The sequence below is a fragment of the Botrimarina hoheduenensis genome, from assembly GCF_007859815.1.
In the GTDB taxonomy this organism is placed as follows: domain Bacteria; phylum Planctomycetota; class Planctomycetia; order Pirellulales; family Lacipirellulaceae; genus Botrimarina; species Botrimarina hoheduenensis.
In genome coordinates this window covers 350,259-372,281 of sequence record NZ_SJPH01000002.1, presented here as the reverse complement: position 1 = coordinate 372,281, position 22,023 = coordinate 350,259, and the positions used below count along the sequence as shown (strand labels likewise).

20 protein-coding genes are annotated in these 22,023 nt (G+C 61.8%); 11 read left to right on the top strand and 9 right to left on the bottom strand.

Going from position 1 to position 22,023, the window contains the following annotated elements; all coding sequences use genetic code 11:
- Positions 1–18: 18 nt before the first annotated feature.
- A complete protein-coding gene (locus Pla111_RS05265) occupies positions 19–738 on the top strand; it encodes a DUF6817 domain-containing protein (protein ID WP_146572094.1) in 720 nt (239 codons plus the stop codon).
- 8 nt (positions 739–746) lie between these two features.
- Complete coding sequence (locus Pla111_RS05260; protein WP_197524775.1) at positions 747–1,718, top strand: glycosyltransferase family 2 protein; 972 nt, start codon at positions 747–749, stop codon at positions 1,716–1,718.
- A 14-nt stretch (positions 1,719–1,732) separates the two neighbouring features.
- On the opposite strand, the gene Pla111_RS05255 is transcribed toward Pla111_RS05260, so the two are convergent.
- Positions 1,733–2,245, bottom strand: a complete 513-nt coding sequence (locus tag Pla111_RS05255) for a hypothetical protein (RefSeq protein WP_146572091.1) — start codon at positions 2,243–2,245, stop codon at positions 1,733–1,735.
- A gap of 188 nt (positions 2,246–2,433) precedes the next feature.
- On the bottom strand, positions 2,434–4,716 hold the full coding sequence (locus Pla111_RS05250) for a serine/threonine protein kinase (RefSeq protein WP_146572089.1): 2,283 nt from the start codon (positions 4,714–4,716) through the stop codon (positions 2,434–2,436).
- 398 nt (positions 4,717–5,114) lie between these two features.
- Here Pla111_RS05250 and infC point away from each other — a divergent pair, with 398 nt between their 5' ends.
- The 8 genes from infC (at position 5,115) to Pla111_RS05210 (ending at position 13,779) form a co-directional block, all read left to right on the top strand.
- Positions 5,115–5,651, top strand: a complete 537-nt coding sequence (gene infC / locus Pla111_RS05245) for a translation initiation factor IF-3 (RefSeq protein ID WP_146572087.1) — start codon at positions 5,115–5,117, stop codon at positions 5,649–5,651.
- Between the two features lie 266 nt (positions 5,652–5,917).
- Positions 5,918–6,121: a 50S ribosomal protein L35 gene (gene rpmI / locus Pla111_RS17560; RefSeq protein ID WP_146572085.1), complete on the top strand. Its 204-nt coding sequence runs from the start codon at positions 5,918–5,920 to the stop codon at positions 6,119–6,121.
- 144 nt (positions 6,122–6,265) lie between these two features.
- The gene (gene rplT, locus Pla111_RS05235) at positions 6,266–6,622 is read left to right on the top strand and encodes a 50S ribosomal protein L20 (protein ID WP_146572083.1); all 357 of its coding nucleotides are present in this window, start codon (positions 6,266–6,268) and stop codon (positions 6,620–6,622) included.
- A 14-nt stretch (positions 6,623–6,636) separates the two neighbouring features.
- Positions 6,637–7,719 carry a phenylalanine--tRNA ligase subunit alpha gene (gene pheS / locus Pla111_RS05230; RefSeq protein WP_146572082.1) on the top strand — a complete coding sequence of 361 codons (1,083 nt, stop codon included), beginning with the start codon at positions 6,637–6,639 and terminating at the stop codon, positions 7,717–7,719.
- A gap of 7 nt (positions 7,720–7,726) precedes the next feature.
- The gene (pheT, locus tag Pla111_RS05225; protein WP_146572080.1) at positions 7,727–9,760 is read left to right on the top strand and encodes a phenylalanine--tRNA ligase subunit beta; all 2,034 of its coding nucleotides are present in this window, start codon (positions 7,727–7,729) and stop codon (positions 9,758–9,760) included.
- Between the two features lie 14 nt (positions 9,761–9,774).
- A complete protein-coding gene (locus Pla111_RS05220; RefSeq protein ID WP_197524774.1) occupies positions 9,775–11,196 on the top strand; it encodes an AMP-dependent synthetase/ligase in 1,422 nt (473 codons plus the stop codon).
- 81 nt (positions 11,197–11,277) lie between these two features.
- A complete protein-coding gene (locus Pla111_RS05215; protein ID WP_146572076.1) occupies positions 11,278–12,222 on the top strand; it encodes a C-terminal binding protein in 945 nt (314 codons plus the stop codon).
- Between the two features lie 189 nt (positions 12,223–12,411).
- Positions 12,412–13,779 carry a hypothetical protein gene (locus tag Pla111_RS05210; protein ID WP_146572074.1) on the top strand — a complete coding sequence of 456 codons (1,368 nt, stop codon included), beginning with the start codon at positions 12,412–12,414 and terminating at the stop codon, positions 13,777–13,779.
- A 53-nt stretch (positions 13,780–13,832) separates the two neighbouring features.
- On the opposite strand, the gene Pla111_RS05205 is transcribed toward Pla111_RS05210, so the two are convergent.
- The 6 genes from Pla111_RS05205 to Pla111_RS05180 all read right to left on the bottom strand — a co-directional run bounded on the left by Pla111_RS05205 (position 13,833) and on the right by Pla111_RS05180 (position 19,572).
- A complete protein-coding gene (locus tag Pla111_RS05205; protein ID WP_197524773.1) occupies positions 13,833–14,267 on the bottom strand; it encodes a DUF3299 domain-containing protein in 435 nt (144 codons plus the stop codon).
- Between the two features lie 164 nt (positions 14,268–14,431).
- Complete coding sequence (locus Pla111_RS05200) at positions 14,432–15,139, bottom strand: hypothetical protein (protein ID WP_146572071.1); 708 nt, start codon at positions 15,137–15,139, stop codon at positions 14,432–14,434.
- A 92-nt stretch (positions 15,140–15,231) separates the two neighbouring features.
- Positions 15,232–16,923: a hypothetical protein gene (locus tag Pla111_RS05195; protein WP_146572069.1), complete on the bottom strand. Its 1,692-nt coding sequence runs from the start codon at positions 16,921–16,923 to the stop codon at positions 15,232–15,234.
- A gap of 173 nt (positions 16,924–17,096) precedes the next feature.
- On the bottom strand, positions 17,097–18,515 hold the full coding sequence (locus Pla111_RS05190) for an ABC transporter permease (protein ID WP_231930760.1): 1,419 nt from the start codon (positions 18,513–18,515) through the stop codon (positions 17,097–17,099).
- Positions 18,506–19,228, bottom strand: a complete 723-nt coding sequence (locus tag Pla111_RS05185) for an ABC transporter ATP-binding protein (protein WP_146572065.1) — start codon at positions 19,226–19,228, stop codon at positions 18,506–18,508. The genes Pla111_RS05190 and Pla111_RS05185 overlap by 10 nt, the downstream gene beginning before the upstream one ends.
- An 86-nt stretch (positions 19,229–19,314) precedes the next feature.
- Entirely contained in the window at positions 19,315–19,572 is a 258-nt protein-coding gene (locus Pla111_RS05180; RefSeq protein ID WP_146572063.1) for a hypothetical protein, read from the bottom strand.
- A 439-nt stretch (positions 19,573–20,011) separates the two neighbouring features.
- Here Pla111_RS05180 and Pla111_RS05175 point away from each other — a divergent pair, with 439 nt between their 5' ends.
- Positions 20,012–20,302, top strand: a complete 291-nt coding sequence (locus Pla111_RS05175; protein ID WP_146572061.1) for a hypothetical protein — start codon at positions 20,012–20,014, stop codon at positions 20,300–20,302.
- 113 nt (positions 20,303–20,415) lie between these two features.
- Here Pla111_RS05175 and Pla111_RS05170 read toward each other — a convergent pair whose 3' ends face one another.
- Positions 20,416–21,990, bottom strand: a complete 1,575-nt coding sequence (locus Pla111_RS05170) for a glutamate synthase subunit beta (RefSeq protein ID WP_146572059.1) — start codon at positions 21,988–21,990, stop codon at positions 20,416–20,418.
- Positions 21,991–22,023: the final 33 nt, after the last annotated feature.

Sequence of the window (22,023 nt, the reverse complement as noted above, 5' to 3'; positions counted from 1 at the left end):
TTTGATATGGGACCCAACGTGCTTGCTCAAACTAACTTGCAGCTCTACGCGCAGCGGCTCCAGAGCGGAGCCAGCGCGGAAGAAATGGCACGCCTTCGTGCGACTTACGACTTAGCGCGCCAGCTCTTCGTCGGGGCCTATCGTCCCAGCCACAAACCTTTCCTCTGCCATCTGGTTGGCACGGCTTCCGCCTTGTCCTCATGGGGCGAGTCACCCGCGCTGATCGCTGCAGGGCTGCTGCATTCGGCGTACTTGTATGGTGATTTTGGCGATGGTGCACGGGGAGCCACCGACGAACGTCGGCGATTGCTGATCGCTGAGGCAGGTGCCGAAGCAGAGGCGATCGTGCTTCGCTATACCCAGTCGCGACACGCAACCAAAGAGCTGGCCGACGAAGATCGTGAGTACGCCGTCCTGCGCCTTGCCGACAGCCGAGACGAGCTTGCCGACGCGGGGCCACGCTACGCGCTCGGCAAACCCACCGACGTTGGCTCTGACCAAGTGGCCGAGCGAGAACGGATTCTGGCCGCGGCGGATCGTTTAGTTGGTCCGGCCGCTGTGAGTGACTTCGTTGATGCGTACCGGTGCCTCGACACACTCCTTGTTCCAGTCTGCCTGGAGACGAACGACCGTTCGTTCCACAAAGTTCCGCCGAGCACCAGCCCGATCGCTCGTCATCCGCTCCATCGCCAGTTCCTCAGGCTTACCCGCAAGTTCCCCCTAAGACGCGCCGGATGACCTTTCCGATGAATACCAATTGCCTGGATCCTAGGGATACGACTCCGTCCGTCGAGACGATTGGCGTGGTAATCCCCGTTTACAATCGACGCAGCGTCTTGCTGGATACCCTCCCGCATGTCGTGGCGCAGACACGTCTGCCCGACCGGGTGGTTGTTGTCGATGACGGCTCAACCGATGGTTCGGCAGAAGCCGCCGAAGAATGGCTGACAGCGCTGTCGCCCCCGTTCGCTTGGCAAGTGCTGCGGCACCCGCACAAGACGGCTGCCGCCGCCCGTGTAGCCGGTTACGCCGCTCTGGGCAGTCCGGATTACACCACCTTCCTGGACTCGGACGACCATTGGCCGGCTGATTTCCTAGAGCGGACACTCGCGGCGCTGCGAGCTCACCCCGATGCCGTCGTGGCCTGTGTGGATCGGCGCTACACCGATCTGCAGGGCATCATTCACGGGGGAGATGATTGCCGGACGCTCGTCGCGAACCCGCTGCCGTGGTTCTTCCGCAAGGGAGCCGGCGTGGCTTCTTGCACGCTGATTCGCAGCGTCGCTTATGAGGCCGTTGGCGGGTGGAAGCCCGAACTCGAAACGGCCGAGGACTCGGAACTGTTCTCGATGCTTGCGCTGGCCGGTAGATGGGTTCACGCGGCCGGTGAGCCGGTGGACTTCTACCTGGGTAACGCAGACCTCCTCGGAGAAGAAAACAACCTCAGCCGTCGGTACGTCGATTGCCAATACCGCTGGGCAAAGGCGTACGAGCTGATCTTTGCCAAGATCTGCGAGAAGCGGCCCGAGTTAGCCGGCGACTGGGCGCTCCGCTCGCTGCTCGCACGGCGGTGGTGCAACGCGGGAAAAGACATGCAGAAGCTCGGCCGCGAACGCGCCGCCCGTGCGTTCTACGCGCAGTCACTAAAAATCCATCCGGTGCAGCTCCGCGGATGGAAACGCTTGGCAGGCACCAACGTCAGCCGTTCGGCCGCTTGAGCGCTGAATGGCGCTCAGCCTTCGGTTGGAAAAGACATGCCGAAGCGGGTGATCTTGCCAACGCTCTTAAGCCATTCGACACAACCGATCAGCGAGGCGACCCCCTCATGGGGAATCACCACTTGCAACAGCAGCAGACCGGCCTCAAGGCGGTCAAAGGTTGTTAAGCCTGCCCCTGCTTCAGCGATATCGCAGAGTGTCAGACTGAGCGGCAAACCTGTGGGCTTTCCCTGTCCATCAATCGGGACGCCGTTAATCGAAATGCTCAGAGGGTAACGCGTTTGCGAACGCCGCTCTCTGTCGCAGCGGGTCGATTCGCGCGGAAATCGTGCGAGCTCAACCAACCGCTTCATTGCCAGCCGATTGGTTCCACACAGGCCGCGCGATCGACAAAGCTCGCTCGCCGCACGACGGCAAGCGGCTCGCTCGGCCTGCGTAAGAGTCGGAGTTGACGAGGGGAGTTGTGCATCGACGCTGAGCAGCAGCGCCAGCTCTTCGTCAGACAAACAAGGAGGTGCGGGGGGCATTTTTAAGCTAGCGCGGAGCAAGAGGTCGATCTCGGGAGGGGCACTCTAGTCTGCCTCTCGACCGAATGTCGAGCTCAAAGTGATTACGCAGCAAATTGAACGCCCGCACATCCCTCACCAGCCGGTTGTGCCCACTAAACGACACACGCAGATTGCAAGCGCTCCATCTGGTTCTGCACGAAGTGCGGCTAGCCGTGATCGATCGTTGCGGCGTGGTCGCGGCTGACGGTCGTCCCGCCGAGCTTTCGGCGTGGGGAATCTCCGCGCTCATGCTGGTTCCACCACAACTCGGCCGCCTCGACTCCCCAGTCATCAACGGATGGCACTCTTTGTAGGCGGATCACCACGTCGCGCGCGGTCTGCGGACGCTTCGCACGAGACTTGTCCAAGCAGGCCAAGATGATGTCGTCCAGCTCCTCAGGCAGCGCGCTGCCGAGGCGCTTGCTTGGAGGAACCGGGGCTTCTTGCATGTGCTTGCGGCAGAGTTCGCTCAGGCTCGCCGCTTCGAACACCGGCTTGCCCGTCAGCAAGAAGTAGCCGACCGCTCCAACGGCATAGAGGTCGCTACGGGCATCGACGGTGTCGGGCGACTGAATCGACTCGGGCGACATGTAGAGCGGCGTGCCGGCCATGCCCTTCTGCTTGTTGTCGTCGTCGCTGGATTTAACCAAGCCGAAGTCGAGCACCTTGATCACGTCGGGCTCAGCCGCGCGACGACCGACCATCAGGTTTGCGGGTTTGATATCTCGATGCACCAAGCCCAGCGTGTGGGCCTCGTACAGCGAACCGCAGACCTGCGTGAGCAGGCTCACCACACGCCCCACCGGTTGCGGGCCGTACTGTTCGACAAGCTGCTGGAGATCGATCCCGTCGAGGTACTCCATGGCGTAGTAGAAAAGTCCCTCGGGCGTCCGACCGTAATCAAAGATCGCCACCGTGTTGGGGTGGCACAGCTGGCTGGTGATCTGCACCTCGCGCTCAAAAGCCTGCACGGCCTCGTCGGTCACCTTCTCGGGCTCGAGCATCTTGACCGCCGTAGGCCGCCGCAGCATGGCGTGTCGGGCTTTGTAAACGACACCCATCGCGCCCGCACCCAGCTTCTGTTCTAAGCGGTACTGTCCAAGTTCTTGGGCCTCGATCGCGGCCCGTTGCGCCTCACGGCGTAAACGCGAAACCTGCAGCGTGAACAGGAAGATCGCCACCGAGCTGAGCGCCAGCAGAGCAAAGAGTCCCCAGAATGTTCGCTTGAGGATCGTCAGGGGCCGATAAGCCTCAGCCGCATCGATCTCGGTCGCCACGCCAAAGCAGTAGTCTTCCAGCCAGTGCCACGCGCCAACCACCTGAACACCTCGGTAGTCCGGATAGCCTTCGACGTCGGAAGCCGACTCGCCGGCTGCGGCCGAGGCGACCATCCGCGTGAGAGGCATCTCCCGGCGGCGGAGTAGCGGACGGAAACCGGCCGTCAGGTCGCCGCCCGGGTCTCTAACAAGTACACGGAGTATCGAGCGAACACCGTCTTCGTCGGGAAGTATGCCCAGCAAAACGAGGTCTTCTTCAAACCGACTGCTCGAAAGCATCATCCCCTGCGCATCAAAGGCGTAAGTTTCTCCGGACTCTCCGGTTTGGCCTCGCTGCAGGATCTTCGTGAACTCTCGATCCGGGGCAACACGGAATGCCAGCGCCGCGATCACCCGCAAATTTTCATCCCGGACCGGTGCCGCGGCGTACATGACCGGCGTGCCCGTCCTCCGCCGACCCTGATGATCTCGCACGGGCAATACGCTGGGCAGCGGTCGAGACACGGTTGATGCACCGGCGAGCACACGAGCGGCAAACTCCGCATGCTCGGGGTGCTCTTCAAGCTCGATGGGTGCCAGACTCTTGTTCGCCGATGAGGCAGAACCGACCGTGTCCAAGTCGCAGGCCGCCCGGACACGCATCTGGCGATCCACCAAAACGTAGCCATCGTAAGCGTGCTGCGCTAACTCGGGTGCCAGCAATCGGGTCAGCTCCGCCGAGAGCGTGGCGGGATCGGTATTAGCCGCCGCCTCTCCCCCCGAGCCGGCCGGCTTAGGATCGAACTTCTCAGTTGGGACTGCTGCCGGGCTCGCAGCGAGGGGGTCGCCCACGATCTCGCCGATCAATTGCCGTGTCGTCAGCTGGTTGGCTACCGACTCCGCATAGCCCCGCTGGTCGTCCAGCCAAGTGCGGAGCGACGCCACCTCCACATCGCGAAGCGTCTCGAGCTCCGAAGTAAGCGACTCCTTCATGGTGCGCTCAATCGCGCTGCGTAAGAACCAGCCGACGCTTGCTAGCAGCACCACCGCCACGATCGGCCAAACCCAGACTTCTCGTTTAAGTAGCGACGCCACGCCGCTAAGCGACTGCACCATGGTCCGCCCCGCCCGACTGCTGGCGTAGGTCATGTGGGCTTGGTGCTGACTGGCGTTGGGTGTCGGCGAAGAAGGCATAGTCACAAGCTAGGCAGAGACGGCATAACACTGCGATCGAGGCGGTCGGTGGAAGCGCTTTACCACTATAAGCAGCCGATCTGGCTCGCGAGTGATCTGCCTGATGGCCCGAAACCCCCAAGCCGGGGTGGCACCTGGAGCGGCCGTGGAGGGGTAACAAAGCCGTTTCTTGCGGCCCCGGGTGGACCCCAAGAAACGGCTTTTGACGGCTCCGGGGGCAACTGAAAGCGGCCTAATCAAGAAAAGTCGGCGAAAACGGCCCAATCGGGGCGGCCGTTTCAGTTGACGCAGCCCCGAATCGTGACCGATACTTCCGGGTCTGGCCTGCGCTAGGCCTGCCCCGACGTCGTCGTGTCCTCTTTTTGGACGCCGCCCCCCCACCCCCTGTAGGAAAGAACTTGTCTCGCTTCCGTACCTTCGAACGCAACGCTGATAAGAAAAACACCCAGCGAATCAACGAAGCGATCCGGATCACGCCCGTGCGCGTGGTCTCAGCCGAGGGCGAACAGCTCGGCGTGATCCCAACCGAAGAGGCCTTGCTCAAGGCTCGCGAAGCCGGGCTGGATCTGGTGGAGGTGGCACCCACTGAGCGGCCCCCTGTCTGCCGGATCATGGATTACGGCAAATTCAAGTACCAGCAAAAGAAGCGGCATAGCAAAGGGCACACCCACCAGAGCCAGAACAAAGAGGTTCGGCTCAGGCCCAAGATCGGTGACCATGACCTGATGACCAAGGTCAACCGGGCGAAAGGCTTCCTGGCCAAGCACGACAAAGTCGTGTTTTCTGTGATCTTCCGTGGCCGCGAGAACGCGCACGTCGATGAGGGCTTTAAGCTCGTCGAACGCGTCACCAAGGAACTGGAAGAGGTCGCGAAGGTCGAGCAGGGCCCCGGTATGCAGGGCCGGCGGATCATCGTTACCTACGCCCCCAAATAGGTTTCGGGCCAGAATTGCCCCAAAGCTCAGGTCCCCGGAGGGAAACCTCCTGAGGGTCTCAAAGTGCTTTGTGGGCCCGCCGAGCCGGCTGCTGGCCTGTGAAGCAGGCTGCTGGAAGGTAAAGAGCGGTCAGGGGCGGGTCGGAACCCGTCGGAAGCACGCTCAAGTTGTCCAGATAGCCGTACCGATAGGGGTTTCTCTCCCCGCTCGTGGTCGGTAAACTGCGGGGCTTCGACCATGTCCCCTGCAGATACCGGTGGTGCGTCATGCCCAAGATGAAGACCCATAAAGGCACCAAGAAGCGGTTCCGATTGACCGCTTCTGGCAAGGCGAAGCATCGCCAAGCCGGAACAAGCCACTTGGCCGGCCGGATGAGCCAGAAACGCAAGCGTAACCTGCGTGGCTGCGTGACTACGACCGACACCAACAGCAAGATCATCCGCGCCGCACTCGCGGGCAACAGCTACTGACGATTGTTCGAGATCGAGCAATCGCCCCCCCGTCACCAAGCAAGCCGGGCGTTACAACAGCGGTGTTTCGTTTGCCGACGATACAGCTTTCTTTGGCAACGAAGACCCCGCGGCCTGGGCTGAGCACAACCCGGAATCTTTCCGATGCGGACCACAACTGGCGTCGCACGCCACAAGCGCAACAAGCGACTTTTTAAGCAGGCCAAAGGCAACCGCGGTGGCCGCGGCAATCTGCTGCGGAGTGTCAAAGAGACGCTCGTCCGCAGTGGTGCCTACTCGTTCCGCGACCGTAAAGTCCGCGCCCGCGAGTTCCGCAAGCTGTGGATCATCCGCATTAACGCCGCCTCGCGTGAGCGCGGTCTGCGGTACAGCGAATTGATCGCGGGCCTGAAGAAGGCCGGCATCGAGCTGGACCGTAAGACGCTCTCCGAAATGGCCATCCACGACGCGCTGGCGTTCGATGCGGTGGTGGAGAAGGCCAAGAGCGCCTTGGCCGCCTGAGAAGGCACTTCGCCGTGGCGCTAGCCGACTTTCTCGCCGAGCTCAATTCGCTCGCCTCCGACGCACAAGCTGCGTTCGAGAAGGCGACCGATAACGATGCGCTCGAAGCGCTGCGTGTCGAGTTTCTCGGCGCTAAGGCGGGCCGTCTGAAGGCGATCCAGAAGGGCATGGGGTCCGTTGATAAAACGGACAAGCCCGCGGCTGGACAGCGTTTTAACGCCGTCAAGGAGCTGGTTGAACAAACGCTGGAAGCGGCGCTCACGCGGCTCGCTTCAGCAACCACGACCTCCAGCGCCGAAGCGTTCGACGCAACGCGCCCCGGCAAGCCTTACCACCGCAGCGAGTGGCGAGTCGGCCGTCTTCATCCGATCACGCAAACGATCGAGCGGATGAAGGAGATTATGGGGCGGCTCGGTTTCACCGCGGTCGAAGGCCCCGAGGTCGAGGACGACCACCACAACTTCGTGGCGCTCAATATCCCCGAGAGTCACCCGGCCCGCGATCCGCTGGACAACTTTTATCTGGCCACGGCCGTGGCGGGACAAAACGGCACTGCCGAGCGTCTGGCGGCCGCGGGGCCCGACGGCAAGCCGCTGCTGCTCCGCAGCCAGACCTCGACCGTCCAGATCCGTGTCTTGGAAGAGACGCCCCCTCCGGTGCGGATCGTCTCGCTGGGTCGCGTCTATCGGCCCGATACGGCCGATGCGACGCACTACCCTATGTTCCATCAGATCGAAGGTCTGTGTGTCGCGCCGGGTGTGACCATGGCCGACCTCAAAGGCGTGCTGCAGATGTTCTGGCAGTCGTACTTCGGCATGGAATCCAACGAACCGATCGAGGTCCGTTTCCGGCCAAGCTTTTTCCCCTTCACCGAACCCTCGGTGGAGTGCGACATCTGGCACGATGGCAAATGGATGGAGATCGGCGGAGCCGGCATGGTGGATCCGAACGTGCTGCGCGCCGTCGGCTACGATCCTGAAGAGGTGACCGGCTTCGCCTTCGGTCTTGGTATCGAGCGGATCTGCATGCGACAGCACGGCATCACCGACATCCGCGACCTCTACACCAACGACGTGCGATTCCTCGCCCAGTTCTGACCGATTCATGATCGTCTCTACCGAATGGCTTGCCGAGTACGTCGATCTTCCCGCAAGCGTTGAGGAGCTGACCGAGCGTCTTACGCTCAGCGGTCTGAACCTAGAAGAGGTCCAGCGCGTCGGTGACGACAACGCGATCGATCTGGAAGTGACCAGCAATCGGTCCGACTGCTTGGGGCATCTGGGCGTAGCACGCGAGATCGCGGTCCTCTGGGACCGACCGCTCAAGCGGCCCGAACCACAACCCCAAGACAGCGGAGAACCGATCGCTCGTGCGACCTCCGTCACCAACAACTGCCCCGAGCTGTGCGCCCGCTATACGGCGCGCGTCATCAAGGGGGTCAAGATCGGGCCGAGCCCCGCGTGGCTACAGAAGCGTCTCCAAACGCTGGGCATCGCGACGGTCAACAACGTGGTCGACATCACGAACTATGTGATGATGGAGATCGGCCAGCCGCTGCACGCTTTTGACCATGCCAAGCTCGCCGGGGGACAAATCGTTGTGCGCCGCGCTACCGTGGGTGAGAAGTTCACGGCAATCGACCATAAAACGTACGACCTCAGCGGAGACGAGGTCGTCATCGCCGACGCCCGGCGGCCCGTTGCGCTGGGCGGGGTGATGGGCGGTGCCGAGACCGAGATCTCTGACGAAACCGTGGATGTCCTGATCGAGGCGGCTGACTTCGACCCGCTAACCGTGCGCGGTGCCGCCCGCCGCCACGTTTTGTTCAGCCCCTCGAGCTACCGTTTTGAACGGGGCGTCGATCCGGAAGGAATCGACTGGGCGAGTCGGCGCTGCTGCGAGCTGATTCTTGAACTTGCCGGCGGCGTTCTGTGTGAAGGGGTCGTTGACGTTGGCGGCCCGCGCCCGCGTCAGCTCGAAAACAACCGCGACCACATCAAGCTTCGCTACCCCCAGATCGAGCGGGTGCTCGGTGTCGTCATCCCCAGCGAAACGGTCCGCAAGGTGCTCGTCGATCTGGGCTGTGTTGAGACACACAATTGCGATCACTGCGTGAAAGTTGTTCCGCCATCATGGCGCGCCGACCTCACGCGTGAAGTGGATCTGATCGAAGAGGTGGCTCGGATTTATGGTTATGACAAGGTTCCGACCGCTTCGCAGCTGCCGATCGTTCCCTCAGCCCTGCGGCGCGAGGACGTGGTTCTCGATCGGATCCGCCGGGTGCTCACGGCCGCGGGCTTCGATGAAGCTTACACCCTGAGCGCGGTCGAGCCCGAACTGATCGATGCCTTTCGCCCGTGGACCGAGAAGCCCGCTTTATCAACGAGCACCTCGGTACTGCGGGGTGCCACGTGCTTGCGGCAAACGCTTGTGCCCAGCCTGTTGGTGTGCCGTAAGACCAATGAAGCGTTGTCCAATCCGGTCATCGAACAATTCGAGATCGCCAAGGTCTATCTGCCCCGCGACGGGGGGGCCCCTGAAGAGCGGCGGATGCTGGCGATCGCCAGCGGTGGTGGTTTGCTCGAACTCAAAGGGGTCATCGAGGCTCTCCTGCGCGAGGTAGCCCCCCGAGCAAAGTACACCCACGTAGCGACTTCCGGTGGAGTTCTCGATGCCCAGCGAAGCGTTGGCTTGGTGCTGAACGGCCAGCCGCTGTGCTTGCTGGGAGAACTCTCCGCCGCGGGACGCAAACGGTTCGGACTACGCGGCCCCGCGAGCGTCGCCGAGCTGAGCCTCGGCGTGCTGATGGAGTCCGTAGAGTTGGTGCCAACGACTGTGGCGCTCTCGCCGTATCCCCCGGTGTCGCGCGACGTGAACCTGATTGTCGATGAATCGATCGCATGGGCGCAGATCGAGGCTGTGGCCTGCGCGACAGGCGGGTCTCTGGTCGAGCGGGTGGTGTTCCAAGACGACTCGTTCCGCGACGCCACTCAGATCGGTACCGGTAAAAAAAGTGTTGTCTTCCGCCTTCAACTCCGTTCGCCCGACGCCACCCTCACGAGTGACCAGGCCGACGGTGTCGTGAGTCGGGTGCTCACCGCCCTCGAAGCCGATCTGGGCGGCAAGTTGCGGGCCTGATAGGCGGATCTGCTTTGAGCCCTCCGACGATCCATGACCTGTTCCTGGCAACCGCTGAGCGCCATGCGGACAAACCGGCGTTGGCGCGGGTCACCGACGGAAGGATTGAGCGCTGGCTTTCATGGCGGGACCTGCTTAAAGCCGTCGCGCACGAGCAATCCGGTCTCAAAGACTTTGCCGGCAAAGAAAAGCACGGGGCGCTAACGCCTGCACGCCACTATTGCGACATCGCTTGGGTCACGCATACGCTCGCCGTCCACGCCAGCGGTCGGGTGCTTGCCCCGGTGGATTACCCTGCCGAGGACTTGCGATATAGCGCTAACTTGGCGGCCCTGGTGAATACGGCGGGCACGGGCACGGCTGCCAAGACCGTGATGCTGTCGCACGACAACCTCGCCTCGAACGCGCTTGCGCTGAGCCAGGCGAGCGGCGGAGACGGCGACGAACTGCGCCTATCGTTCTTACCCTTCGAGCATCTTTACGCACGCACAGGGGACCTCTTCACTTGGCTCGTTCGTGGTTCGCGGCTGGTGATCGCCGAAAACCCTAAGACCGTCTTTCGCGATGCGCGGCTTGTGAAACCCACGGTCATCAACGGCGTTCCCTACTTCTTCCAAAAAGCGATCGATCGGGCTCAAGCGGAGCGGGTCTCGCTGAAGCAATTGCTCGGCTGCGAGATCAAACGGCTCTATTGCGGCGGGGCATCGCTCGCACCCGCCATCGAAGCGCGCTTCGCCGACGAAGGCATCCCGATCTACTGCGGGTACGGTCTCACCGAAGCATCGCCTGTGGTGAGCGTCAACACGCCCGAGGCCTACAAGCGGGGGACGGTCGGCAGACCGCTGCCGGGCGTTGAAGTACGCATCGCCGAAGATGGCGAGGTGTTGGTTCGGGGCCCCAACGTGATGCTCGGCTACTGGAACAATCCGGCCGCCACCGCCGAAACGTTGCGCGAGGGCTGGCTGCACACGGGCGACCTGGGACAACTCGACAGCGAGGGGTTTCTTACGATCGTCGGCCGAAAAAAAGAGCTGTTGGTTCTCTCGACGGGCAAGAAGGTGGCCCCCGCTTCGGTCGAGGCCCGGCTGGGGGCGTCCCCCTGGATCGAGCAAGCATGCGTCTTCGGGGAAGGGCACACGGGTCTCACCGCGCTGATCGTCCCCAATGCGGATCGTCTGCGGGCTGAGATTAAGTCCCGACGGCTGTGGGTGTGGTCGAAGCGGCAGGCGCTGGGGCATGCGGTGATTCGTACGCTCTATCGCCGCGAAATCGACATCTGCTTGGCAAACGCGCCGGCCGAAGAACGGGTTCACGCTTTTCGGCTCGTCGGACGCGGCTTCGATCCGGCTCGCGGTGAGATGACTGCCAAACTCAGCCTCCGACGCCCCGCGATCGCGAAGAGCTTTGCCCGCGAGATCGCCGCTATGATGCGGTAGGCTAGCGGCAGGGTGAATTGTCCCGCCAGCGCGTCGGATGCTGCAAACCCTTAGTCTTTACGTCTTTTCGGCAAACGCAACATGCCCCGTGCCTTCTACACCGACCATCCTTGGGCCGACGTCGAGGTCGAACGCAAGATCGTTGCCGATGCCGATTGTGTGATCGAGGTCTCGCCTAACAACCGCGAAGAAACGCTGGCCACGCTCGTGGGAGACGCCCACACAATCATCACCTGCTGGGCACCGGTCACGGCTCGGGTGATCGACGCCGCCCCTGCGTGCCGCCACATCGCCCGCACGGGCATCGGGCTCGACAATATCGACGTGCCGCACGCCACGCGGCGCGGGATTGTGGTGACCAATGTGCCTGACTATTGCCTGCAAGAAGTGGCCGAGCACGCGTTGGCGATGATCTATTCGCTAGGACGAAAGATTGCACAGGGTCACCACGATACCAAACGCGGCGTTTACAACCTCGTGCAGACGTTGCCCGTCGAACGGATCGCGGGCAAGACGCTGGGAATCGTGGGACTTGGTCGGACGGGAACGCTGCTCGCTAAGCTGGCCACCGCGGTCGGTATGCAGGTGGTGGCGACCAATCGCTCACATAAAACGCCCGCGGGCGTCGCATGGCAAAGTCTAGATAGGCTGCTTTCCCAGAGCGATTACGTCTCGTTGCACTGCCCCCTGACCGAGGCGACGCACCATTTGATCAATCCGACGACGCTTGCCCTGATGAAGCCCAGCGCGTTCTTGATCAACACCTCGCGGGGAGGACTGATCGATCACGGTGCGCTCGCCGCGGCGCTCGACGCGGGACAGCTGGCAGGAGCAGCACTCGACGTGCAAGACACCGAGCCACCCGATCTGGAAACCGCCCCCTACAACGATCCGCGTGTCATCATCACCCCCCACACCGCGTTCTGCTCGACCGAAGCGATCCTCGAATTACGCCGGCGCGTTGCTCATCAGGTGGTGGCGGTCCTCAACGGCGATCGGCCGGAGAACATCGTTAACGGCCTCTGACTGTAATAGGGGTAGGGGTGGTCGGCTGCGGCTGACCGCTCTCGGTGCGGCCATTGCGCGTGTTGGAATCGACATAATCGGCATAGCCCCGCGTTAGTCTGTCCCGTTTTTGCCCGACGCGTGTGGGCAAGCTACATAGGGGTGGACCATTGTTTGTGCGTCGCTCCAAACCCCTTCGCTAGTGCTCCCTTGATGGACCCGGTCGCGCCGGAAATCGCCGAGATTCGCTCACTCGCCCAGCGTTCGCAAGGGCTGCTGAGCGAGCTGCGCGCCAAGACCAGTGAGAAGGTCGAACGGCAGCGGGCAGGAGTTGAAAAGCTGGGGTCCGAGGCCTCGCGACTTATTGAAGAAGTCGCTGCGGCGATCGCTGGTGAACTTGCGGCAGAACTCACCGAGCAACACGACCAACGGTCCCAGGAAGATTCACAACGCTTTCAGGAAGAGAACGCTGCCTTCCAAGCCGAGCGGTCGGCCTGGGAAGCCGAGCGCTCTGAATGGAACGCGGTCCGCGACGAAATCGAGGCCGAGCTCGCCGGACGAGAAGAAAAACTCCGCGCGGACTCGGCTCAACAGCTTGCCGAAGCAGGCGCAGCCGCCGCTAAAGAGCGTGCCGAGATCGAGCGTCTACTCGATGAGCAACGCAACGAGGCTAACGCGCTTCGCGCTGAGGCGCTACGCCTCACCGAAGCACTCGATAAGACTTCCCGTGAGCACGCCGAGGTGGCGGGGAAGTTTGAAATGGCGCTTACCGATCTTCAATCGCACCGCGAGCGCGTGGGCGAGTTGGAGCAGATTATAGCCGAGCGTCCCGAGCCGGGCGTTTCGCAAGGAGCCGAGCTCGCGCAACTCCGGCACGAACGCGATCAGCTTATCCAGCGTGTGGAAGAGCTTGAGGCGGGTCGGTCGTCGGCAGATCCTTCGGATGCCGACTCGAACGAGATCGAGGATCTTCGCCGACGCTTCGAGATGGCCGTCGAAGACGTTCGCGCGCTCAAGAACGAGAAAGCCGAACTCGAAGATCAGCTCGCCCGCTCGACCCCCTCGAAGGGTATCGGAGCAATCGCCGAGGGCAACGATTGGGAGTCACAGAAAAGGCGGCTGCTCGCCGAGCTTGAAGGCGAGGGAGAGCCGGAAAATTCAGAGCGTACCCAGGAGCGCGCAACAATCGCCGGTACGATTCAGATCACCGACGGCGTCGTTGCCGAGAAGGATCGAGAGATTGCCCAGTTGCGCGAATCTCTCGAACAAGCCGGCTGTTCTTCTGACAATGAGGTCCGCGCGGCGCTGCTCGATGAAGACGAGATTATCCTGAAAGAACGCGAGCGGCTCAGCGCGTTAGAGGCGAGTTGGCAAGAAAAACTTCGGCAAGCGGAGCTTGAGCTCTCTCTGGAGCGTGCAAAGATCGCCCGCTCGCAGAACGCGCTCGCCGAGCAGCAGATTGAACTCGAAACGCTCCGTGCAGCCGTCGAGCGAGCCGCGAGCGAGACCGGGCCCAGCGGCGAAGCCCGTCAAAACTGGCTCAAAAAGCTCGGCCTGGGCAGCGACGGCAGCGCGTGAGACCACGCACTAGCCGCGCACACGCAGCGATCTCGCTGATTTGACGAACTCGCTTATTTGACGAGCTCGCCTTCCAGGTGATAGATCGCCAGATGAGCGCCATCGGGGCCGATCACCTCTTGAAGGCTTAGCGTCCCCTCGACGGAAATCGGGCGGACCGAAAACATGGCGAAGCGACCGGGCTGCATATCGACAAGGACGCAATCGTAGAGCGCAGCCCCCGGGCCGAAGCAGCACTCCTGATTATCGCGGACCAGCACAAACTGCTGCAGCCGCTTGCGTGCGGTGGGCAAGATATAGCCTCGCAGCCGAATCCGTTTGCCGAAGAGCGCGTTGATCGGCTCGGTGAGCATCGCGGGCTCAAACGGATCACCCGGTTCGATCTCGAACTTGAGGCTGTCGAAGGTTTTGTCCAAGAGTTGGCCGTCGTACTCAGCAGACAAGGCCGAATCGACCGCCTTAGCAGTTGCGGGTACCGCGGAGGGCACCGACGCCTCGGCCTGCGTAGCCGGAGGCGGAGCGCTGCTTGTTGAAACCTCGGTGCGAGACGGCTCTGAACCGCACCCTACTAATATGGAGGCCAGAGCGCCGACCGCCAGGATGCCAACCATCCTTTTGGCAACGAACGAAATCGCGATCCTTCGGGCTGACGTCACCGGATGTAGTCCGCATCAAGGTAGTAGAGCAGCGGCGCTGCCAGTTCTGCACTGCCGGGCCCCACTCGCAAGACGCCCCCCACGCGAAACACCTTGCGCGACAGATCGGTCGCGAGTCCCGGTGCAAGCTGGACCTTGATCTGATCGTAGAACTGCACCTTCGAAAGGTCGCCGAAGCAGCACTCGTTGCTATCACGAACGAGCAAGAAATCGGTGATGTTTTTCGAGAAGCGGGTTGAGTCGGGGCGGATATAGCCTTTGATAAAGACGGGCTTCTGTTCTTCGATCAGCATGCGGATCGGGTCCGGCACCGGACGGCTGCTGAGCAGATCGCTCTCGCTCGGCTTCATCTCGAGAAACGACGTCCGCTCGTAGCCGTCGGGAACCTCGGTCGCGTAAACGTAAGACGCGTAGCTTACTCCGGTGATCAGAAACACCGCCGAGAGCAGCGCGCCCGCTATCGCCAGCAGTCCGCCTGCGTAGACATCGGGGGCTCCGGCGATGGCCCGCCAAGCGACCATCGAGATCGCGAAGCCCACCATTGGCAAGACCGACAGCGGCAGCGTATAGCCCAGGTTCGCGCTACCCGCGGTCAACGGCACCACCGCCGAAGCCAGCGCGAGCACCAGGCCAATGATCGCTCCGGTGTGTACCGAGCGATACTCAATCGGCTGTGCGTCTTCGTATGAGTGCGTAACAGACATCCTCGATGAACCGCTTTCTTCGCAGGAAAAAAAGTCTTGTTGGCCGGGAAAAAATTCCGCTTGATGAATTTCCCGCTTGGAGGGTCCCTTTCTTACGCAGCACCGCCGCGAAGGATCACCCAAAACACGCTCATGCAGACCGCGGCCCCCAACAAGGGGAGCCCCACCAGCAGGCCGGTCGGAGGGTCTTGCGCTGTGTCGCGGGCGGCCGCTTCGGCACGGAGTGAATTGGCAAATCCCGAGCGCCGCTCTTTCTCTGCGGCAACCAAACGGGCATTGGCTTCGGCTTGTAATGCCGCAAGCTCGGCAGGCGATCGCTCGGGCTTGCTCGGCGCAGCAGGCGAGGCTTCTAACGCCGGTTCTAACGCAAGATTTTCTGGCGACGGGATCTCGGCCGGATCAGGCGGGTCCTCGGTCGCAGTCGAGGTCGATGGCGAGGGGCTACGGGCTTGCGCCAGAAAGCCGAAAGCCTGCAGGCTGCGCGCCCGTTTGGCGGCAGCCGGATCGAGCCCCTCGACCCGTTCGAGCGCCCGAACCGCGGCCTCGCCGACCGCCCCCGGTTGCTCGGCCGCAACGTCGAGATACGTGATCACGGGCTCTCGAACGTATCGGTTAGCGTCTTCTTCAAAGCTCTTCTCGAAGAGCTGAACCATCCGGTCAATCACCGACCAGTCTTCCCAGCGAGCGAGGTCGGGAATCACTTGATCCGCGAATTCGGGGTTATCCAGTAGCAGCCGAGCCGAGCGTATCACCCGTTCAAGCGGCACAAGGTCTTGTCGTTCTTCCGCGAGAAACCGAACCGCCATCAGCGCCGCGTGAACGTGCGAGTACTCGGTCTGGGGGTCACGTAAAAAGCGGTCTTCGACCTGAACCAGCGCGGCCTCAACGTTGCTGAGTCGACCGCTCAGGGTAAGGTAGCACGCGATCATCGCGTCGAGCCCCAGCTTGCGACCGCGTTCGCCAAAGCGGATTGCCTCGGGAACGACCGCAGCGCTCAGGCCGCTCACCCCCCCCGCGGTTGCCAGCGAGGCGGCGGCAGCGGCATCGGCCACGGGCCCGATCAAGCGGATGTCGGAGCGCAGAAGAGCCTCGATGCGGCGGAGATCCTCTTGCTGTCCACAAACCCCGAGCATGGTCAAAAACAGACGGCGGCGGCTCGGGCTGACACGGCTTCCTTCGATCCAAGCGATGAGCTGATCGCGATCCATTCGATCGGCCAGATCGATAATGTCTTGATACGGCGCGCGGGCGAATTCATCGTAAGCATCTTGTCCGAGCAGCGGATCCTCGTCTTCCAGATATTCCTGAAAGAACGCCACACGCTCAACGCCTGAAGGAGGCAAAGAAAACAGCTGCGTGACATACTCAACCGCACGCTCCGAGAGCGGCATGGGGATCGTCCACTCGGGGGGCTCGCCAACCCCGCGCAAATAGAACACCGTCTGGGTGTCGGGATCGCCAAAGTAGATCGCCTCGACCTGCTCAACCCCTTTGAGCAAATTTTCGCCGAGCAAGATGCGCTCGATCGTGAACTTTGCTCCGCCCGTTTCGGGGTCCACAAAGGCGTACGGTACACCGGCTTCTGCCGGGTCTTGTGCAACAGCAGAGGGGGCCGCGAGCTTGGCCAACAACACCGCCGAGCTGTCGCCGATCTCTTCGGTAAGCGTGCGACTTTCTGCGGCGCAGAAGGGGCAAGCTACTGCGCAATCGCTCCACAGAATCATCGTCAACGCCAACGTCCCCCCAAAGACCATCGCGGGGGAATGAGTCGTTAGCTTTCGCATAATGTTCAATCCGTTAATCCTGAGAGGGCCGGTGGTCTGCGCTCAGAGGGGAAGAAGGCAGCGTGGCGGGGCGAGGACCCCCACACGCTGAGCAACCCTTATTCTGCGGTCCGACGCCCTGGCCGGCAATCGCGGCAGCGGAGCAAGAGGGTCGAAGCCCGCATTTTGTAAGGCTATTGGCCGCCAGACAGACTGCGGGCAACATCGGTCCGATAGGCAGAGAAGGCCGGTAGCAGCCCCACGAGGCCCGCCAAAGCCACGAGCGCTGGCACGATCATCAATTCGAGCGGATCGAGTCGCCAAAACGCCAACCGCACTCCCGCCTCGGCTTCGAGGTAGGGTGCCGCAGCGGCGATGAACAGGTGCCCCAACACGAGCCCCCCCAACGCGCCGATCAAAGAGATCAAGACCGCCTCGGTCAAGATAATCAGCATGACGGACACCCGGCTGGCACCCAGCGCCCGCATCACCGCGATATCGTGCTTCCGCTCGCTCATCGAGTTGTAGATGCTCACCAAGATACCAATCGCCGCGACCAACACGATCAAGATCGTCAGCACGAGCAGCACGAGCTGGATAGGTCCAACGATCTTCTCGAGCAGCGAGGTTACCACTCCCGCGGGGGCGACGGCCTGCGATGATTGATTCGGATCCTTGTTGATTTTGGTGTTGAGAATCAGCGGACCCAGGTCGCTCGAGCACAGCACCAGCACGCTCGTCACCTCGCGTTTTGCCTCGGCAAGAGGCTCGATCGGCTGATCGTTTTGATCGTAGAGCACCTCGGGGGGAAGGAGGCCGCGTGGCGTGGCTGCGGGAGTTGCCCGGTTCTTTTCCAGCGCTTCCGTAGCGGCGATACGCGCCTCGCGCTCCGCTGCCATGGCATCGGAAAGGGCGTGCTTCTCGAGCAGATAGAAGCCCTCCAGGTTGATAAACACGGCCCGATCATTGGCCGTGCCGGTCGTCTCGAGCACGCCGACGATCGTGAACTCCTCGTGCTTCTCTCCCTCTCCACTGATACCGTGCGTGGGGCTGAACGTATCGCCAACCTTCAAGCCGGACTGCGCGGCAACGACCGATCCGAGCACCGCCTCGTAAGCATGATCCGTGCGAAAGTTCCGGCCCCCTGCGCGAAACGTGTACCGTATCGGCACGCCCCGCTCATCGGTGCCGTACTCGATCTTGTCGAATAGATCGGGTGTGGTAGCGACCACCCGGTAACGCCGATCGCTGGGATTCTCAGGATCAGTAGTGGGATCGAAGCTATCCCCTAGACAGTAGGGGACCGCCACCTCAACCACTCCCGAGAGGTCTCCATCTACGAGCCGGCGATACTCGCTGTAAGGGATCGGATAGAGCGGTTGGCCGAGGTGATAGACCGTGCTGAGCACGAGCTGCAGGGCTCCCCCCTTGCCACCGACGATCAGGTGATAGCCCTGGGCGTCTTGTGAGAACTGCCGGACAGCAACCGCATAAACAACGATCACGCAGCACATCGCCGCAACGCCCAGCGCCATCGACAAGGCGGTCAGCGCCGAGGCGAGCCCCCGCTGCTTGAGGTTATTCCAAGCTATTCGCCAGAAGCTCAAGGCCATTGCTCCTGCGCGGTTCGTGAAGATTCGTTCGCGGCCTCATGCAAGGCCTTCGAGGCAACACGGTTGACGGCTTCCAGCTGCTCGACGCGATCAAATTGTGACGACACCTCGGGTGAATGTGTCACCAGCAGCATCGCCACCCGTTCTGTCTCGCAAACGCTGCGAAGCAGATCGATAATCTGTTGCTGATGCCCCGGATCGATGTTGGCAGTCGGCTCGTCTGCCAAGAGCAGGACGGGTTTGTTGACCAGCGCACGCGCCACTGCCACGCGCTGCTGTTCTCCCACCGATAACGCCGAAGGCTTGTGTCGCAACCGGTGGCCGAGGCCAACCCGCTCTAAAAGGTCTTCCGCCCGTACCCGATCGCAGCGAGAACCGGTGAACGTCATGCCTAGCATGACGTTCTCGATTGCGGTAAAGCCGGGGAGCAGATTAAAGGTCTGGAAGACGTACCCGATATGTCGGGCACGAAAGCGATCGCGAGCCGCCTCGGGAAGACGAGCAATATCAACGTCGCCGATGCGGATCTGTCCCTCATCGGCGGTCGTCATGCCGGCGATTGTGTTGAGCAGCGTGGTCTTGCCGCAACCGCTCTGCCCACGGATCACAAGCTGCTCGGCGCGGTCAACTGCCAACCGGGGGACATCAAGTATCGGCAAACGTCCGCCCCCCGGCACGCGATACGACTTGCGGAGATTCTCGACAAGCAGCATGCCAATAACCGGGATGTTGATTCGTGCAACGATGCGAGCGCTGCCAGACGGGATTATAGCCAGACTAAGCGGCACGACTAATCGGATCAGCCCGGTTGCCGCGGTTCGTGATCCGCATCGAATAAGAAACGGTCGACGCACGCCAGACCGCCAAGCGCTAGGGCAAATCCGACGAAAGCACCGGCGGCCTTGGTGGCGTCTCGCAAGAGCTGAAAGTCGGCACCTGTCTGAAGCGTGCCGAACCACTGGTACATCCAGTACAGGGCGAGCCCCAGCGATGACCACGCCACAACGAGAGCTACCCATGCGGCCGCTTCAACGGTCCGCTCAAAAACCCATGCCATTGGAGTCAGCCCTTCGCGAGTGTCGCGGAAATGTGCAGCGGGCCACCAGGTCCGCGAGAAACGCCAAGTGTAACGCCTAGTGTGTCGGCTAAGCAACGCGCCTGAGGAGCGGCTCGACCGCAGCGACCAGCTGCTGGTAGAGACCAGCTGCTGGCAAGAGACAAAGATACGCAGGTCTATCGAAGAAACAATCTGTTATGAGGATTCAACCAATCAGGACCGGATCAGATATGGAAAGGGTAGTGAGATAGCCTCCAACCAGTAAGTAAAAATAAGGGGTCTGGTTGCTTTTGACGATAACGCGTCTAATACTACAAATATCTTTAGGTAGCGAACCTGAGGATTGGTGGCGGTACTACACACTCCCTGTTGAAGGATTTCACCTGTGGCTAAGAAACGTGCTGGCGGAACTAACAAGAGCGCGGCGATCCGCGAGTTCATGGCGGCCAATCCCAAGGCCGGCCCGACCGAGGTCTGCAACGAGCTCAAGAAGAAGGGCATCGAAGTCGCCCCGGCGTTGGTCAGCAACGTCAAGGCCGCCGCTGCCCGCAAAGCCGGCAAGAAGCCCCGCAAGAAGGTCGCCAAGAAGCGCGGCGTCGGCCGTCCGGCAGGCAGCGTCAGCGACAAGGTCAGCCTGTCATCGCTGATCGACGCCCGCGAATTCGCTTCGAAGGTGGGCGGTGTCGAGCAGGCTGAGAAGCTGCTGAAGGCACTCTCCAAGCTCGGCTGATAGCCACGCGGCGATCGCTAACACCTCGCGGATAAACCGAATCAACCGAGGCCAACTCTCGCACCGGGAGTTGGCCTCGTTGCTGTGGTGCAATGTGATGGCGATCGAACCGATCAGACCACCTGCTGGGGCAGGTTCAGCCCGGGTGCCGCCAGGCTGGTGTAGCCCATCAAGTACTCGTCGATTGCGCGGGCCGCGCCGCGCCCTTCATTGATCGCCCACACAACCAACGACTGGCCACGTCGGCAGTCGCCCGCGGCGAACACCCGCTCGATATTTGTGGTGAACTTGCCGTGCTCAGCGGCTATTGTGTTCCAGTTTCCGCGGGGAGCGTGCGTCTTCAGTCCCAGCATATCACCAAGTGATAATTCGGGGCCGAGGAAGCCGGTGGCGAGCAACACCAAGTCGGCCGGAAGCGTCTTCTCGCTGCCCGCTACCTCCGTGAAAGGCGCGCCCCCTTCGACCGGCTTCGACCAGTCAATCGTCACAACTTTCACGCCGGTCAGCTTGCCCGCACTTCCTACGTACTCTTTGGTGAGCGTTTGATAGTGCCGCGGGTCGTGACCGGTCTTGGCGATCATCTCGGCGTGCGAGTAGTCCACTCGATACACCTGCGGCCACTGTGGCCAAGGGTTGTTGTCGCGTCGGTGTTCAGGGGGCTGAGGCACAACCTCCAGGTTGGCAATGCTCTTCGCCCCGTGGCGCAGCGAGGTGCCAATGCAGTCGGCCCCCGTATCGCCACCGCCGATGACCACCACGTCTAAGCCTTCGGCCGATAGATAGGCTTTGTCGCCAAGATTCGTGTCGAGCAGGCTCTTGGTGTTGCGCGTGAGGAAGTCCATCGCGAAGTGGATCCCCTCCAAATCACGGCCGGGGGCCTTGGCAGTCGGATCGAAAGGACGGGTAGCACCGGTTGCCAAGAGAAGCGCGTCGTACTCATTAACGAGGTGCTGCGGATCAACAAACTTCAGCGGAACCTTGCGTTCCTGCATGATGCCCGTCATGTGCCCTGGTTCGAACTCTTCTTGCTTGCCGACGTGGACACCGGTCACAAATTTAACTCCCTCTTGCCGGAGCTGGTTGACCCGGCGATTAACCGTCTCTTTGTCGAGCTTCATGTTCGGAATGCCGTACATGCACAGACCTCCGATGCGGTCGGCGCGCTCGTAAACGGTCACGGCGTGGCCAGCGCGGCGCAGCTGCTGGGCAGCTGCCAACCCGGCGGGGCCCGATCCAACAATGGCCACGGATCGCCCCGTCTCGTTCTCGGGTTTCTGCGGCTGAACCCAATTCTCGGCCCATCCGCGATCGATGATCGCGTTCTCGATGTTCTTGATCGTGACCGGCGGGTTCGTGATGCCCAAAACGCATGCTCCCTCGCACGGTGCCGGACACGCGCGTCCGGTGAACTCGGGGAAGTTATTGGTCTTATGCAACCGGTCGAGCGCCTCACGCCACCGATTCTGATAGACCAGATCGTTCCATTCGGGAATCAGATTGTCGATCGGACAGCCGGTATCCGACTGGCAGAACGGAACGCCGCAATCCATGCAGCGGGCCCCCTGAGTACGAAGGTGCTCTACCGGCGCGTTGGTGTAAATCTCCAGATAATCATTGGCACGCTCTACCGGATCGCGGTAAGGCACGGCCTGACGATCAAACTCTTTAAAACCGGTGGGCTTTCCCATCTTCTTCTTGTCTTATCGCTGGGGGCGTCTGCT

Bases quoted from the DNA above. Each gene is read 5' to 3' on its own strand.
- rpmI (WP_146572085.1), top strand. From the start codon at position 5,918: ATGCCCAAGATGAAGACCCATAAAGGCACCAAGAAGCGGTTCCGATTG.
- Pla111_RS05250 (WP_146572089.1), bottom strand. From the start codon at position 4,716: ATGCCTTCTTCGCCGACACCCAACGCCAGTCAGCACCAAGCCCACATG.
- Pla111_RS05195 (WP_146572069.1), bottom strand. From the start codon at position 16,923: ATGCGAAAGCTAACGACTCATTCCCCCGCGATGGTCTTTGGGGGGACG.
- Pla111_RS05185 (WP_146572065.1), bottom strand. From the start codon at position 19,228: ATGCTGCTTGTCGAGAATCTCCGCAAGTCGTATCGCGTGCCGGGGGGC.
- Pla111_RS05190 (WP_231930760.1), bottom strand. From the start codon at position 18,515: ATGGCCTTGAGCTTCTGGCGAATAGCTTGGAATAACCTCAAGCAGCGG.
- Pla111_RS05175 (WP_146572061.1), top strand. From the start codon at position 20,012: ATGGCGGCCAATCCCAAGGCCGGCCCGACCGAGGTCTGCAACGAGCTC.
- rplT (WP_146572083.1), top strand. From the start codon at position 6,266: ATGCGGACCACAACTGGCGTCGCACGCCACAAGCGCAACAAGCGACTT.
- pheT (WP_146572080.1), top strand. From the start codon at position 7,727: ATGATCGTCTCTACCGAATGGCTTGCCGAGTACGTCGATCTTCCCGCA.
- Pla111_RS05170 (WP_146572059.1), bottom strand. From the start codon at position 21,990: ATGGGAAAGCCCACCGGTTTTAAAGAGTTTGATCGTCAGGCCGTGCCT.
- Pla111_RS05255 (WP_146572091.1), bottom strand. From the start codon at position 2,245: ATGCCCCCCGCACCTCCTTGTTTGTCTGACGAAGAGCTGGCGCTGCTG.
- Pla111_RS05215 (WP_146572076.1), top strand. From the start codon at position 11,278: ATGCCCCGTGCCTTCTACACCGACCATCCTTGGGCCGACGTCGAGGTC.
- Pla111_RS05200 (WP_146572071.1), bottom strand. From the start codon at position 15,139: ATGTCTGTTACGCACTCATACGAAGACGCACAGCCGATTGAGTATCGC.
- Pla111_RS05180 (WP_146572063.1), bottom strand. From the start codon at position 19,572: ATGGCATGGGTTTTTGAGCGGACCGTTGAAGCGGCCGCATGGGTAGCT.
- Pla111_RS05260 (WP_197524775.1), top strand. From the start codon at position 747: ATGAATACCAATTGCCTGGATCCTAGGGATACGACTCCGTCCGTCGAG.